The organism is Paenibacillus sp. MAEPY2, from assembly GCF_000499205.1.
GTDB classification, from domain to species: Bacteria; Bacillota; Bacilli; order Paenibacillales; family Paenibacillaceae; genus Paenibacillus; species Paenibacillus vandeheii.
The window spans coordinates 22,438-38,978 of sequence record NZ_AWUK01000050.1; the positions used below are offsets into that span (position 1 = coordinate 22,438).

Consider the following 16,541-nt stretch of genomic DNA (forward strand, 5'->3'; position numbering starts at 1 on the left):
TGATAAAAGGAGGAAACCACTTGTCAATGCCTGTCATTGATGTCAATGATCCAACCACGTTTTATAATGAAAACTTCTTTGGTAATCCGTATGACGTGTATCGACAGCTGATTCAGCAAGGCGAAATTCACAAAGTGAATCTGTATGGAGGATTATGGTACATTGGTGGGTATGAGACCGTAAACAAGTACATTGCAGATCCACGCATTTCCCATAACACGGCACAGCAATATTGGGCAGTCCAGTTTTCGGAACAACAGCTTTATGGGATTCTGGAGTTCATTCGTCTGTTCTCCATGTGGATGTCCCTCCAGGATGGCACTTCTCACCTCAGATATCGCAAAATGCTAAGCCAGGCCTTCTCCGTGTCTATCAAAAATCTCGCTCCTTACATTATGGATTTGATCGACGACTCTCTTGATGAACTGGAAGGAAAGGAAGAAGTGGATCTGATTAAGGACTATGCTTACCCGCTTCCGACCAAAGTCATTATGAAACTGCTGGGCCTTCCTGAAGAACAGTATGAGCGTGTGGCCGAATGTGCAGATAGCCTTGTTCACTTGTTCGGTTCCATGACGGTTACATATGAGGACGTCACGCGTGCGCAAAATCTTTTGGTTCTGTTAACTGCCTATTTAACCGATGTGATTGAAGAACGAAGAATACATCCTCAGGAAGATTTTATTACTTATCTTATAGAAGCAACTGATGATGATGGTGTGCACCTGACCATTGAAGAAATTCATGCGCAATGTGCCATGCTTCTCTTCGCCGGACATGAGACCACACCTAATCTGATTGGGAATGGTATGCTCACACTGATGAAACACCCGGAACAACTTCAGAAATTAAAAGACACTCCGGGTCTGATCAAAAGCACCATTCAGGAAGTCCTTCGTTATGAGAGCCCTGCACAGATTACTGTAAGAACCGCTCTTGAGGACATCGAAATCCTGGATCAACAGATTAAAAAAGGCGAATTGATCATGTTCTGCTTTGGGTCAGCCAATCATGATCCGCGAAAATTTACCGATCCCCATCGGTTTGATATTGAACGCAATGAAGCGCGGAATCTGGCCTTTGGTGTAGGAATTCATTCTTGCATCGGAGCCCAATTGGCAATGATGGAAACAGAAATTGCCATGAGTCGTCTGATCGCGAGATATCCGAATATGGAATGGATTCAGGAGGAACCCGAATGGCTGCCCAATGTAGGCTTTCGCGGTCTTCAGCGGTTGCTTGTCCGCTTGAACAATCAATGAACTTGGTATAAGATCCAAAAAGCGTCGCTCCATAATGAGCAACGCTTTTTTTTGATCTTATTTGATCTGGTTTTTGGAACTCTTGCGTGGAACTCTTGCTTTGGTGCTTTTTTTGAAGGATTGAATGTCTTTGTCCGTGACCCCTTCATTTGAATACAACTGCTTGCAAAAAGCACCTATTCGATCCGAGCTTGCGGGATTGGACAACAGCATCATATGGTTGGAAACATCGATGTCAAACAAATTAAAATTCGGGATGTTCTCCTCCCATACTTTCCAATAAGATGAGTTATTCAATTCGATGCAATCTTCTGCCGTGACAAAGTAAGGTTCAAGTTCACCAAAGAAATGTCCGCTGCGATTGCCGAAATAATAACATGCCACAGCATCTCGATCGGCAAGCGATTGAACTTGGTACTGGTCTGCCTGATATGCCTGCTGAACTTTGACACATTGCTCAATGAGCTGCTGGAGATGCTTCTCATTTTTGAAAAGCCCTCTGGATTTCGCAATTTCTGTTAAGTGTTTAAGAAAATCCTCATTACTCAATTCCATGTTGATTTCATCACGGTGAATTAACGTGTCTGCGATTTTCTCCGGTTGATGAAGGATCGAAGACAAAAGCGACATATTTACAGACTGTAAAATATAACCTTTGTCCGATGAAGTCATTTCGTCTTCATCAGAGAGATAGATCGAATCAAGCATCACCATGCTGTTTACCTGGTCACCCTGATTCTGAAGTAGCCTGCACACCTCATATGCAATCAGGCCGCCGAGAGAATAACCGCCAAGATCATACGGCCCTTCTGGCTGAACGGTTTTTATGACATGCACATAATACATCGCCATACCTTCGATCCCATATAACGGAGAGCGGTCCGTCATCCAGCCTCTTGCCTGGATTCCATAAAAGGGTCGCGTACACCTGGATGCAATAACCTGATAACCTTCAACCCCACCCATTGCGGCGTGAAACCAGAAGACGGGTCTGCCTTCAGAAGCATGATTCAGCCGAACAAGTTCGGGGAATTGAGGCCATGCCTTAACAGCTGATTTCAAAGAGCCATTTGTTTTCTCCTCCGGTCCGGTGACGCTGAAACTTGTTGGCTTGGCTTGAAGCATTGGGGTCTGATTTAATCTGTCTGTCAGGCTTGCTATGATGTCTGCCAAAGTCAAACAATGTTGCAAATCGGCTGCACTGATTTCAGGATTCAGTTCTGTTTGCAATCGTTGAACCAACTGGATGAACACAATGGAGTCCATTCCATATTGCACAAGAGGTGTCGATTCATGAAGTTCACCGCTTTGCAATCCAAGCAGACTCTGAATTATGGCTGTAATGCTGTATTCCAGTGATGTATTTCCGGTTACATCCATACTGGAGTCAGAAGCAACTTCCACTGGACTGGAAATGACCACGGATTTGGTATGAGCAGGAGTGAGGTCAACCCAGCACCTTCTCTTTTCAAATGGATAGCCAGGCAATGAAATGATGTGAGCAGGCTTCCCTTCATACAGCTTTTCCCAAGAAACGTTTCCTCCTTTGGACCAATACAGTGCAATTTTATCAAGGCTGCCCGCAGCCATGAAAGCTCTCAATATTTTTTCGCCTGTGGTTCCTGATAACAGCTCCTTCACTGCCGAGTCTTCTTCCGCTCTTCCAGCAAACATCGGACAAGAATCAACCCTATTTTTATTTTCCTTTTCCGCTTTCAAAAACTTCTTCAACCCAAGAATGAGTTCTTTTTTGTTGCTCACAATTAGCGCCAGCCGCTCCGGCAATGCTTCTCTGCCAACTTGCAGCGTATATGCTACATCCCTCAAGCTCAGCTCGTTATTTAATATGATCGTATTCAGCAGCTGCTGTGCGGCGGCCTGCAAGCGTTCCTGGTTCAAAGCCGATAGAATGACAACTTGGCCCACCCAATCTTCACTAACTGCACTCTGTTGTTCTGTCTCTGCGGCGACGTACTCTTCGATGACCACATGTGCGTTAGTCCCGCTGATGCCTGTGGTGCTAATCGCTCCCATTCTTGATGCATTGGACTGCGTTTTCCAGGGTCTATTTTCTTTATGGATATTCAGATTGCCAGCCAAGCTCATGTTGATATGTCGATTAGGCTCTTCATAGGAATGGAGAGCAGGGATCGTTTTATGCCTCATAGCCATCAACATCGTGATAAGGCTGACCAAACCGGATGCCGCAAACGTATGTCCGATTAAAGGCTTAACGGAGCCAATCGCCACGGATATGTCCTGATCGTTGTAAGAACCATACACATTGGATAATGCCTGCATCTCAATTGCATCCCCGATCGGTGATCCCACACTTTGCGACATGATGAACTGCACTCTGCGTGGATCAATCCCATACCGCTTGTACACCATTTTCATTAACTCTGCCTGTGACTCAGGATCAGGCGCAGTCAATCCATTGGTACGTCCGCTGTAATTAACACCACTGCCTCTAATTGTGCCATAAATAGGGTCTCCGTCCTGAATGGCCTGTTTCAAGGGTTTGAGCATCAATGCGGTCACAGCCTCACCTGGCACCATACCGTTAGCACGTTCATCAAATACGCGGCACTGGCCGTCGAGGGATAACATGCCTGACCGATGGAGAGCTGTGTGAAGCATGGGAGACAAAATCAGACTCACCGCCCCGGCCAAGGCCGTCTCGCACTCTCCGTTTCTTAGCGCCTGACACGCCTGATGAAGAGCTACCAGCCCTGAAGAACATGCGGCCGTGATTGCCATATTGGGCCCTTTTAGATCCAGCGCATATGCAATACGAGCTGCAAGAGTGGCATTTTGATTACCGTTAATCGATCCTTTGTCTGCTGTCAAATAACCATACTCGCCTTCTTCAACCCCGACATATACACCACAATTCTGGCCACGGATACGATCCCCCATATAGCCGGCATCCTCCAGCGCATGCCATGCCTCTTCCAGAAACAGACGTTGTCTGGGATCCATCATCGCTGCTTCATTCGGTGAAATATGGAAAAACATCGGATCAAAGCGATCAATATCCGCCAGATACCCTCCCCATGCTGGGATACCAGCGTCCTCCTCAGGTCCATCCTTCCCGCCTTCCGTGGTCCAACGGCTGCGAGGTAATCTCGATATACAGGAAGAACCTGATTCGACATTTGTCCACAAATCCTCGATGGTGCCAGCCTGCGGAAACCTACCGCTCATGCCGATGATCGCTATGGGCTCTTCCCTGTGAAGTTCGGAAGGTTCAGGGACAGGATGCTCCATTGATCCGTCAAGCTGGTCCATTGCAGATGGAGTGGTGTTTCTGTCTGTATGGGAGTGATCTTGTATTTGTGTTGGATATATGGTTGACATCATGTTGTACCTTGCTTCCATTTCTTCGGAAAAGGTCGTGATCAGATGCTGCGAAAGTTTGTTCAGGGTGGAATGTGCAAAAAATACGGTTGGCGACAATTCAAGCTTGAATTGCTGACTCATAAGCTCAGCGAATTCTGCCAGACTGATCGAATCAAAACCATAATCGGCCAGATTCCGGTCCGGGTCCATCTTGGTGGCTTCCATTTTCAGCAGTTGGGCAGCCCAGCCTCTTAGTTCTTGCCCTACACATTCCTGTAAAGTCTTGCCTACCCGTGAATGTGAACTCCTGACTTCGGCCAGATCCTGATCTCTTGCTGTTGTGCGTAATCGTAGGAAAGACGGCTTGGAAACCGGCATGTTTAAGCCCAAAAAGCGATGTATGCGGCTTGGCCTTCCAGCCAGCACAAGCTGATGCGCACCGGACTGGCTGATCACCTCATCAAAAAAAGCGATTCCCTCATCCTTTTCCAGAAAACGCAGACCACTTGTTCTCAGATACATGTCCGTACCTTCTGAGGTCCTGGAGCCCATTCCGCCTTCTCTCCAAAGTGGCCATAGAATAGAGCGGGTACGGATATTCTGATCCTGCATCTGGGCATACGCCATCTGAAAACGATTGGCGATTGCGTAGTCACAAGAACCAAAGTCCCCCAACAGCGCCGAAGAGGATGAAAAGTAACAGCGGAAAGCCAGAGGTTCGTTTTGCAATGCTTCATCCATCACAAGCAATCCTTTAACTTTGGGACGTAACACTTGATCGAACTCTTGTATGCTTTTAGACAGCAAGGTGCCCTGACTTTCCATTCCGGCGGCATGGACCCATCCGTGGATATCGCCACATTGCATCTTTACGGATTCCAGAGCAGTTCTTACTTCCGCCGCTTCACTCACATCTGCCTGAACATATATGACCTGACTGCCATTTGTTCCGAGGTCCTTGAGCAACTGCCTTTTCATCACATCCAGCGGAGATCGCCCCATCAAAACGAGATGGATTCCCTTGGAAGCCCAGGCTTTTGCTAAAATAACACCCAATCCGCCAAGTCCACCTGTAATTAATACAGTCTGTCCAGGCATCGGATAACGAGTATGCTCATCAGCATGTTCCTTCCACTCGACTTGCTTCACTCGACTTACCAAACGACGTCCATGCTCATAACGAACACTTTGCGGCGATTGAGATAAAAGTTCGTCCCACAGCAGGTTCGACAGGTCCGTAAATGTCAGCAGATGCGAGTCCTGTCCTGCATGGAAGCTGCATACGCTTAATTTTGTCTTCTTCATAGAAAGACCTAATGAACGCTCAAAGCCGATCCATGAGTCGAGATAACATTGATCCAGCGCAGTAGCATGTTCTCCAGCCAGTAAAATACGTTTGGGCTGTATGTTCTCCTTAGCCATCGCCTGGATCATATGCACAATCGGACTCATTTCACGAATATATTGGGCATCATCAAACGGCCACAGATACAGAACCGCATCAATATAATGCTCTTGCTGGGCGATCATGCGAAATTGTTGACCGTAAGCTTCCCGATCCATTTTCCCAGCTTCGTCACCTGCTTCTTCAATAAAGTAGACCTTTGTATCCGGACTTCGCTGAGCCAACATTTCGCGAATAATGGACTGCTTGTTTGTATCAGATAACAGACATATCAGTCCCCTGACCTTTTCTACAGCCAACTTGGCTGTATCTGATTCAAGGCGAGGTGTTTCTTCCCACACTTCTTGAAAAGAAAGCAGTTCTGTCGGTTCTTCCGTTTGTACGTGCTGACTCACCGAACCAAATTGTTGTCTTTCGGCCGGGGAATCCGAATCGGCGGACGGATATGGCACCCAGTACTTTTCCTTGGCAAATGGATACGTGGGCAAGCTTAGCCTTGAAGGTTTATCTTGATCATCTTTATATAAATGCTCCCAACGAACCGGATACCCTTTAGTCCACAGTTCCAGTACCTTTCCATATGAACCGTTTTGCAGCCATTGGTTTACGATTTCCTCCGTACCCTCGTCCATGTTAAACAACAGTGCTCCTTTGCCGCCTTGCACACCCGCATGGTATATTAAACCTTCGGGTAGTTGTTCCATGCCTCCCTCCAGTGCTGCGCTCAGCTTTTCCTTCAGATCGGCGATGCTCGAAGTCAGTACACCCAACCGCTCCTCCAGAGCATTACGGCCCACTTGTAACGTATAGGCCAGATCGCGGAGATCAGAATCCATATATGAACCGTGCTGCAATCTTTTCAGCAGCAAATGTACCTGCTCTTGAAGCTGACCTTTATTGCGTGCAGACAGAACAATCATAGCCGGATATTCAGGTGCAGGCGCGTGATTCACCTCTTTTTTATCCAATCTTCCCGTATACTCTTCAAGAATGACGTGAGCATTGGAACCGCCAAAACCAAATGAACTGACCCCCGCTCGTCTTGGCATAACCTTTCCATCCGCATTGATAATCGGCTTCCATTCCTGTAGGTCACGAACAAGGTAGAACGGACTTTCTTCCAGTTGAACGTAGGGGTTCACTTCATCCAGATGAAGATTTGGAGCCAGCTTTTGATGTTTTAATTGCAGCAGCACTTTGATTACACCTGCAATGCCAGCAGCCATCTCCAAATGCCCTATATTGCTTTTTACAGAGCCCAATCCGCAATGGGCCTCACCCATTTGGCTATCCCCTGTGTGTTCATACAGATTCCTAAATGTCGCTTTAAGTGCATTGACTTCGATCGGATCGCCTAAAGGTGTGCCTGTGCCATGTGTTTCGATATAACCTACCGTTCTTGGATCAATTCCTGCTTTTTGGTACGCTTCGAATAACAATTCTGTCTGAGCTTTGGGGTTGGGTGCAGTTAATGAATTGGCGCGACCTCCATGATTTTCGTTTGTTCCACGGATAACGGCATAGATATGATCTCCAGCTTCCTCGGCATCCTTGAGAGGTTTGATCATCAACATGCCGACCCCTTCACTTCGAACATATCCATCAGCCTGAGCGGAAAATGTTTTGCATCGGCCATCACTACTCAACATGCCTGCCTTAGTTAAACTTATATATCCTTCGGGTGTCAAAATGGTATTAATGCCGCCTACAATGGCTGCATTGCAATCCCCGTTCCGCATCGCAGTGACTGCGCGGTGGATCGCAACCAGCGAGCTTGAGCATGCGGTTTCAATCGGCTCGCTCGGGCCATGCACGTTAAGAAAATAACTCATCCGGTTCGGTCCAACCGAAGGTACGATCCCCGTGGAGGTGTAGCTATCCAAAGCCATGCCTGACGAAGCGATGAGATTGCTGTATCCTGTGCCAGCCGTTCCCACAAATATGCCCAGCTTGCTGCCCGAAAGGCTTTGCGGAGCATATCCGGCGTCTTCAATCGCTTTCCACGCGTACAGCATCAGCAGCCGCTGCTGCGGGTCCATAAGTTCCGCCTCACGGGGAGAAATACCAAAAAATCCGGGATCAAATTGATCCACACCTTCGATGAACCCTCCCCAGATCATGTCGGGATTGCTTACTTCGTTGAAGGAATCCTTTTGATACATATACTGCTCCCGGCGCGACATAGGAATTTCCGTAATGCAATCCCGCTGTGCTGCCAGATTGTCCCACAGCTCGTCCGGGTCAGCAGACATCGGGAAAATGCCACTCATACCTACAATTGCAATGCCCTGATCCTCCATGACATTTGCAAGCTTCGCCCTTCCTTCATCCGAGACATGTTTTTTTATAAATCGCCGGGAAACCAACGAATCAGCTCGTTTAGCCTCGCTCTTCGCTTGGGTATGAACCCTCTCAGACGAAAATCTTGTTAAGAATTCCTGTTTATAATTACGTGTTACATATTCCGAGAAGGCTTGCAGCGTCGAATATTCAAAAAACAGTGCCGGGGTAAGACTCATGTTGAAATTCTCGTTCAGGGTGTTGGTCAGTTCAGTCAGCATGATGGAATCAAGTCCATACTCCCCTAGTTCAACTTCGGGGTCAATTTGTGTAACCTGCACCTTAAGCAGCGCCGATATCATAGAAGCCATCGTTTCCCTGACTTTATGTCCAAGCCAGGCTGTATCCGTCTGCTCCTCTGTGTTGGCTGGCTGTCCCGCCTGCCGTGAATCATGAGCATGGGGAGAAGACAGAATCTTCTGTCTCATTCGAGTCACTTCACCTGCCGCAACCCATACCTGACTTCTCCCACTTGCCATTGCCTGATTCAAGGCTGCGGTTCCTTCTTCCTCGCTCAGAGGACGTATGCCCGTCTGTTTTTTCAAGCTGCGTAATTGCTGTTCATTGATCTGCATACCTCCCGATTTCCAAAGAGGCCAGTTCACCGATAACGTTTGTCCAGTCCGCTCTCCTTTCTGGACAAGAGTATTGCGATAAGCAGCATAACGATCCATGAAAGCATTGGCAGCCGCATAGTCTGCCTGTCCAATGTTCCCCGTCACCCCTGTACCGGAAGAAAATAAAATCATGACATCCAGATCATCCATCCGTGTTGCTTCATCCAGATAAACTGTCCCTGCAACTTTGGATGCCAGCACCTCTCTGCTCTCTGCACCTGTTTTATTTTCAATCAGACGGTCCCGAATAATGCCAGCTCCATGCAGAATGCCGTTCACTTTCCCATAGGTATGACGGATCGTCGACAGCACCGTCTGAACATTCTCTTCATGAGTTACATCCATGGTCATGTATTGAATATTGGCGGGCAGTTCCTGAACTCTCTGTCTGGCGGCAATGGATAACGCTGGAGCCCGGCCTGTCAAAATGATTGTTGTCCCGGCAGCCTTGAGTGCGATATCCTGTGCAAAAATGGGGCCAAGACCACCGCTGCCTCCAGTGATAACGTACACGCCCCCATCCTGCCACGGATGGGCCGAATGATGCTCATTGCCTTTCCGATTCAAATGCTCCTCGATGGGACTCACAGCAGCGGGGGATACTTCCTGAACAAGTTCCTTCCATGATGCCCGATACATTTGGTTCTCCATATATCGCAAGTGATCCTCATCCGGCAAATTTGCACAAGACTTAAGCCGTTCCACCCATTGTACCGGTGACGTATCACGCTGCATTTCAACAAGTTGGCAGTGCACCTGCGGATGTTCAAGCTGAACGGTACGGAGCAGGCCAGACAGCCCTGTCCACAGTCTCGATTGTCCGGCATTGTCAGGGATGACAACCTGAATGAATTTGCTTCCTTCCTGACGAAGGCTCTCCCCATCTTTGAACTGATCCAGCAGAGCAAGCACATAGGCTTCGTAACGCTCTGCAATAGTCCCTTCTGCACCAAGTTGTATCAGGGAAACCCCAGGCATTTCCCGTTTAACAACTTCGCTCATCGTGATATCTGCCCACTCACCACATAGAATAATCCGGTGTTCGCTGTATGAAATCGGTGCGGAAAGAGACATGTGGTTCGAAACTGTTTCCCAATACGGCTCCAAAAGTAACAGACCCTCCATCTCGGGTACACTTACGGTGACCTGTTCCATCCAGACCAGTACCTGCCCAGCGTTATTGGCTATAGCAACGTCCAGCTTGAGATCAGTTCCAACAGCTCCAGACGATTCATGATGTGGCGTTGTGCCAGAACGAATCCAGACCCAAGCAGGTTGTCCATCCAGCACTACCTCCAAGGAATGGAGCGATTTTAATGCAAAAGCTCTCCCCAGGTTCACTTGACCCTGTTGTTCACAAAGTTCACATAATCCAGCTTGAAAGGCGTCTTTCAGCATTTCTGGATCAATGGTCATGTTGGTAGATCTTGTAGTTTCATCAGAAGTGGATATGTGGAGCAGCACTTCTCCCTTCCCCTTATAACTTTGTTTCACACGGCCCGTCTTCTGACTGCCAGACCATACATTATCCGCCTCTGGAGTAGCTGAGCTGGTATTCAATTCGCACCGCTGGCGTATCGCTTGCAGGTCAAACCTTGTCTGGTCATAGGCAGAACTTTCCGCCTTGAAGACGGTTCCCGTTGTTAACAACTGTGGTTCCTTGCCTCTGTTTACACTGCCGATTTCGAAAAAGAGTTCTTCCTGATCTTCTTCAGCGTATATTTCAACTTGAATCTGTAATGGAAACTCCATGTTCAAATTGTTGGTGTCATGCTGTACCCACTTCATATCGGACAGTCTGAGTTTCATCACGGATTGCCCAGCCCCGCCTGACGGCTCCAAGGCATACCGCCCCGCCGCAAGGGCCATTTCCATACAGGCCACATCGGGAAATGAGCGTTTGTCCGAATTCGCAGGAGTTTGCAAAAATGACTCCGTGCCAGTGAAAAGGGAGCTATAGCGCTGTGAATATACGTTGGAAATGTTACGGTGCACAAGCGGATGCAGAACCCCTGCCGAGTTGAAATAATCATCTTCGAATCGCTGCGGATTCCGGGCATCCGGGATAGGAACCCAATACTTTTCTTGGGCAAACGGATACGTTGGCAGACTGATTCTGGCTGGTTTCTTCCCATCATACAGGGCTGACCATTGGACAATGAACCCCTTTGTCCAGATCTCAGCAACTTTGTCCAGCTTGCCACGAAGGTACCACTTATGGACCAGTTCCTGCATTTCCTCGTCTTCCGTTAGTGACAGGAGTGTATCCTTGCGTTTGGCATGCCCTCTGTAGGTTTCAATCCCGTCATGACCAGTGACTGCTCCTTCTTGCATGTAATGAGCCAAGCCAGTCTCCAGTTCAGCCAATGTTCCCACAATCAGGGCCAATCGCTCCTCCATGGGCTCGCGTCCTACCTGCAATGTATAAGCCATATTAGCCAAATCGTTCTCTGCATACTTACCTTCACGCATGGCCTGAAGCAATTGATTCACTTGTTCACGCAGTCGCGCTTCGTTTCTGGCGGACAACACGATGATCGCAGGGTGTTGTCCGGGGATTGCGGTTGTATTTTTTTCATGATTCTCCTGATTCGGGATATATTCTTCCAAAATGATATGTGCGTTCACGCCGCCAAAACCAAAGGAGCTTACTCCTGCTCGTCTGGGCATTTCCCGGCCATCCCGATCCCTTGGAGCAGCCCATTCTCTTGTTTCCCGCACAATGTAGAACGGACTGTTGTCCAGTTGAACATAAGGGTTGATATGATCCAGATGTAAGCCTGGTACGAGTTTACGATGTTTCATCTGGAGCAACACCTTCATGACACCCGCTACACCGGCAGCCATCTCAAGGTGTCCAATATGAGATTTTACAGAGCCCAAACCGCAATGTGGTGTGCCGAGCGGTTCATCTCCGGATTGGCGAGCCAGCTCTTTAAAAGCGGCCTTCAGGCCGTTTACTTCAATCGGATCACCAAGAGGCGTACCGGTGCCGTGGGTTTCGATGTAACCAACGCTTCTTGGATCAATACCCGCTTTGCGATAGGCCTGGATCAATAGATCTGCCTGTGCCTTCGGATTGGGTGCCGTTAATGAGTTGGCCCGTCCACCATGGTTCTGACTCGTCCCCCGAATCAATCCATAGATATGATCACCCGCTTGTTCTGCATCTTTTAACCGCTTGAGCATCAGCATGCCAACACCTTCACCGCGAACATACCCGTTAGCCTGTTCGGAAAAGGTTTTGCAGCGTCCATCTTCACTCAGCATCCCTGCACGGTTAAAGCTGATATGCCCTTCCGGGGTCAGGATGGTATTAATGCCGCCAACGATAGCTGCATCACAATCCCCATTCCTCATTGCTGTTACTGCCCGGTGGATGGCAACCAGCGAGCTTGAACAAGCCGTCTCGATCGGTTCACTTGGACCATGTACATTCAGAAAATAGCTCATTCGATTGGGTCCTACGGATGGAACAATTCCGGTTGAGCTATATCCCTCAATAGCCATTCCTGAGCGGGAAATCAGACTGCTGTATCCCGTTCCAGAGGTGCCTACGAATATACCCAGATTACTTCCAGACAAGTTTTGGGCAGCATAGCCCGCATCCTCAATGGTCTTCCATACATAGAGCATCAGCAGACGCTGCTGGGGGTCCATAAGTTCGGCTTCCCGAGGGGAGATGCCAAAAAATGAAGGATCAAATTCATCCACCCCATCTATAAATCCGCCCCATTTAATGTTGGTTTTATTCGATTCCTTTAGGGGATCTCCATATATGGACTTCCAATCCCATCGTGACAATGGAATCTCTGTGATACAGTCTCTTCCTTCAATTAAATTTTCCCACAGCGCATCTGTATCCTTTGCCATCGGAAACCTTCCTGTCATACCTACGATTGCAACAGGCTCAAACGTTGTTATCGCCTTGTCTGCTCGCTGAAAGGTTTGAGAGAGGCCTTCCTGGGATTGCGGGTTGGTGTCTCTCATCAGACGGGAGTTTCCATGCTTGGCGTTTCCCTGAGCTTTATGAAAGCTCTTATCACTTACGAAAGCTCCAGCATTCTCAGAAATCTCGGTCTCCTCAGTGTTCTCAGAATGGTGAGCCATTTCGAAATGATCCGGTGACCTAAATCTGTTCTTCATTATGGATTCAGATATTGTGGATGCAGATGAAATATGTGTTTTCTGGACATCTCCTGCCTTGGCAGGAGATGTCCAGAGTTCTGCAAATTGATCAACATAGGTTTCCAACACATAGTCTGTAAATTGCGCCACAGTTGAATGCTCAAAAAAAACGGCCGGGGTTAGATTCAGTCTGTAGTTCTTGTTCAGGGAGTTGCTCAGTTCGGTTAACATAATGGAATCAAATCCATACTCACTAAGCTCCACATCGGCTTCAATTTCCTCCGGTCTTACCTTCAACTGATCAGCCACAGCCTGAGTCAGAATTTTGCGTGTCTTTTCATGAAACTCGGCGTCGACCTTAGTCGTATTCCCGGGGTCCTGAGGCTCGCCCGTAATCCGGTTGTGTTTATTTTGCGCCTTCAGAGAGGTTAATTGATTGGCAGCATCTTGCGGATTCAGTTTACGAGCTCTGATATCATTGTATATTTGAGACAAGTCGTCTCTCATCCGATCACACTCCTATTCCTTCATGAACGCTTCAACAAATTGTGCTTCCGTTAGTTCCCCGTCCAGAACACGATTAACCAGTTCCGAATAGAGGTCTTCCCTGTACTCCTCCCCTTGGGGAACAGCCGTACATAGCGGGGAGGACATCTCCGGTGATTGTGATTTTACAGTTCTGATCTTTTCCCGAATGCGTTCAGGGTCCCCTGCCATGACCATCACCCTGGAAGAACCAGATGACAGGGCAAGGTTTAATGCCTTTATTCCCTGATGCGAATGCAGGGGTCTCATTCCCATTTGCCGCCACATCATTTGTTTGACAGATGAGTCCACCTTCATGCCGCCTTTTTCCCATAATGGCCAGTTTACGGATAGGGTCCTGCCGCTTCGTTTGCCCTGACTCACCATCGTTTCCCGGTATGCTGCGTAAAGGTCCATGAATGCATTGGCTGTAGCGTAATCACTCTGCCCCATATTGCCGAGGACCGCAGTTCCAGAGGAGAACAGGATGAAGAAATCCAATGCTTCCTGCTGTGTAGAATGATCTAGGTGCACAGTGCCCGCCACTTTGGGTTTCATAACCTCACGCCAGTCTTCCTCTGTCTTGGCAAGAAACAAACTGTCTCTGATTCGTCCTGCTGCATGAATAACGCCGTGAATCGCGCCATAGACTTGTTTAATGCTATCCACAAGGTTCTGCACGGCTTCACCATCCGCTATATCAACCTGCAAATAGTCCACCTGCGCCCCCTGCTCTCGCAGTACTTCAAGAGATTGTTCCATCAGACCGTCCATCGGTGAACTGCCCACGAGAACAAGCGTTGGATGCTTGGCCTGCGTCGCGATCTCTTGTGCAAATATACGTCCAAGACCACCCATACCGCCTGTAATGAGATATATACCATGATCACGCCATAACCGTTGTTCAAGAACAGTGGAAGGATCAATCTCCTGCCAGTCTGCCAGTTCCCGTCGACCGCCCTTATAACGAATCAAGCTATCCTCACGTTCGCAAATGTCCCTATCCAGCATCTGCAACATATCCTTGTTGTTCAACTGCTCATCCATTTCGATCAACTGGCCTGCAACAGCCGGATATTCGAGTTTAATACATCGCAACATGCCCGACAGCGCACCGTACAAATGTTGCTCTCCGTTATTAGGCACAACGACCTGTACAATCCGCGGTGTATTCGATTCACTGGACAGTATCGCTTGAAGTTGACCAAATAACTGCAAGGTGCCTTCCTCAAACCACTTTTCGGGACTGGCCATTCCCTGATCCAACCCAATCGGTATAAAGGATGCTGACGGAAATTCAAGCTCCAGCTCACTCAGCCTGCAAGCGAATGCACCACATAAAATAACGATACGCTCAGCATCTGGAGTCTCCCGGTTGCGTCCAACCTCTTCCACATGCAATTCCCGCCAGTAAGGCTGTAACAGCAGCATTTCAGACGGAGGGGTTGTGTCAGCACCTGACGCTGTGGATTTTGGATTGAGAAGCTGTCTGGAGGAAAAGCCAATTAAACGAACACAGACACTTCCTCTCTGATCAAACAAATCAATATCAAACGTCATTCCTTTCCCTTCGGGACTGGAATCGGAGCTGTAGCGCACCCATGCCCACATGTCCTGTGCACACGCTTTGTATATCTGAACTTTCTTTAAGGCAAAAGGAACCGAAGGCTGTCGTGTACCTGCATCATGACCTGCCTTTTTTCCAGCCGGATCAGGAAGCTCCAGCATTAGACCTATAGAGGCCTGCAACGCAGAATCCACCATACAAGGATGAAGTAAATATGAGTTCATTTCCGCGAGCAAATGCTCAGGCAGTCTCAGTTGGCCCAAAACCTCCCCTTCCCCGATGAGTAATTGCTGTATCCCCTCAAAGGCGGGTCCATACTGGATACCGGCTTGTCGAAATGCCCTGTAACACTCTTCACCCGTCCAGACTGATCGGCTGCATGCAGCCATGAGTTCGTTCAAATCATGAATTGGAGCCGGCTCCGCTTCTTCATCCCATCCTAGCTGTCCTTGACTGTATACATGACGTTTCCTCTCAGCCTGCTGGTCTTGCCGGAATATCTCATAACTTATAAGCTCAGGATTCTCTGTGACAGGATTCAATCCGATCCCTACCTGAATACGGTTATGAATAGCTGCATCGCCGTCCATGACTACAGGACTCATCCACACCACATTTTGCAGAAAAACAGATCGTGTTCCAGCAGCGGTAAGCTGTAATGCAGCCCGGGCCATCTCTAATTGGGCCACTCCGGGAAGTACGGAGACTCCTTGAATGATGTGATCCTTAAGGAAAAATTCTGTTCCATTAAAAAACGAGCTGAACCTTTGCTCATTAAAATCAGACGTATTTTGCTGCACCAGGGGATGAAGAGAAGTCCATGAGCGCTCCCGCGATGGCTGCTGTTCTCCATGCCCCCTTTCCTTAGGCGCCATCCAGTATTCCTCTCTGGCAAAAGGGTACGTTGGCAGACTGATCCGTAATGGCGGCACATCGCCATACATCTGTCCCCAATTCAGATCATAGCCTTGGGCGTACAGATCAGCCAACATATGGAGAATATCCCTCCGTTTTTCCGGGGTCAGACTGCTTTCGGAGCTTTTGATAATCCATTCGTTCCCATGCTCCTGTAACAGCTTTTGTCCAGAAAACCTTCTTGGCACCACGCCCTCAAATAAAATCACTGACTTGGACTGACCCCGCTGCTTCAACATGTAAACGGCGTCTTCCCTGGACTGCACAACCACCGCACAACGGTGACGGAAATGCTGTCGTCCCTCCAGCAGCGTGTAGCTGATTGCCGCCAGATCCGGCTTCTCTTCCCGTTCCAGTACGGTGATCATATCCTCCACCTTGCGCTGTAGTGCCTCTTCTGTTTTGGCTGACAGTGCCAGCAAATAATAAGGTGCCGTATA

At 48.4% G+C, this 16,541-nt stretch carries 3 protein-coding genes; 1 reads left to right on the forward strand and 2 read right to left on the reverse strand.

Annotated features, from left to right (window positions below):
• Window positions 1–26: 26 nt before the first annotated feature.
• The gene (locus P364_RS0131310) at window positions 27–1,262 is read left to right on the forward strand and encodes a cytochrome P450 (protein WP_024633947.1); all 1,236 of its coding nucleotides are present in this window, start codon (window positions 27–29) and stop codon (window positions 1,260–1,262) included.
• Between the two features lie 57 nt (window positions 1,263–1,319).
• Here P364_RS0131310 and P364_RS35780 read toward each other — a convergent pair whose 3' ends face one another.
• A complete protein-coding gene (locus P364_RS35780) occupies window positions 1,320–13,601 on the reverse strand; it encodes an SDR family NAD(P)-dependent oxidoreductase (RefSeq protein ID WP_024633948.1) in 12,282 nt (4,093 codons plus the stop codon).
• A gap of 12 nt (window positions 13,602–13,613) precedes the next feature.
• Window positions 13,614–16,541: SDR family oxidoreductase (locus P364_RS0131320; RefSeq protein WP_024633949.1), on the reverse strand; the 2,928-nt coding region annotated here is incomplete at its 5' end.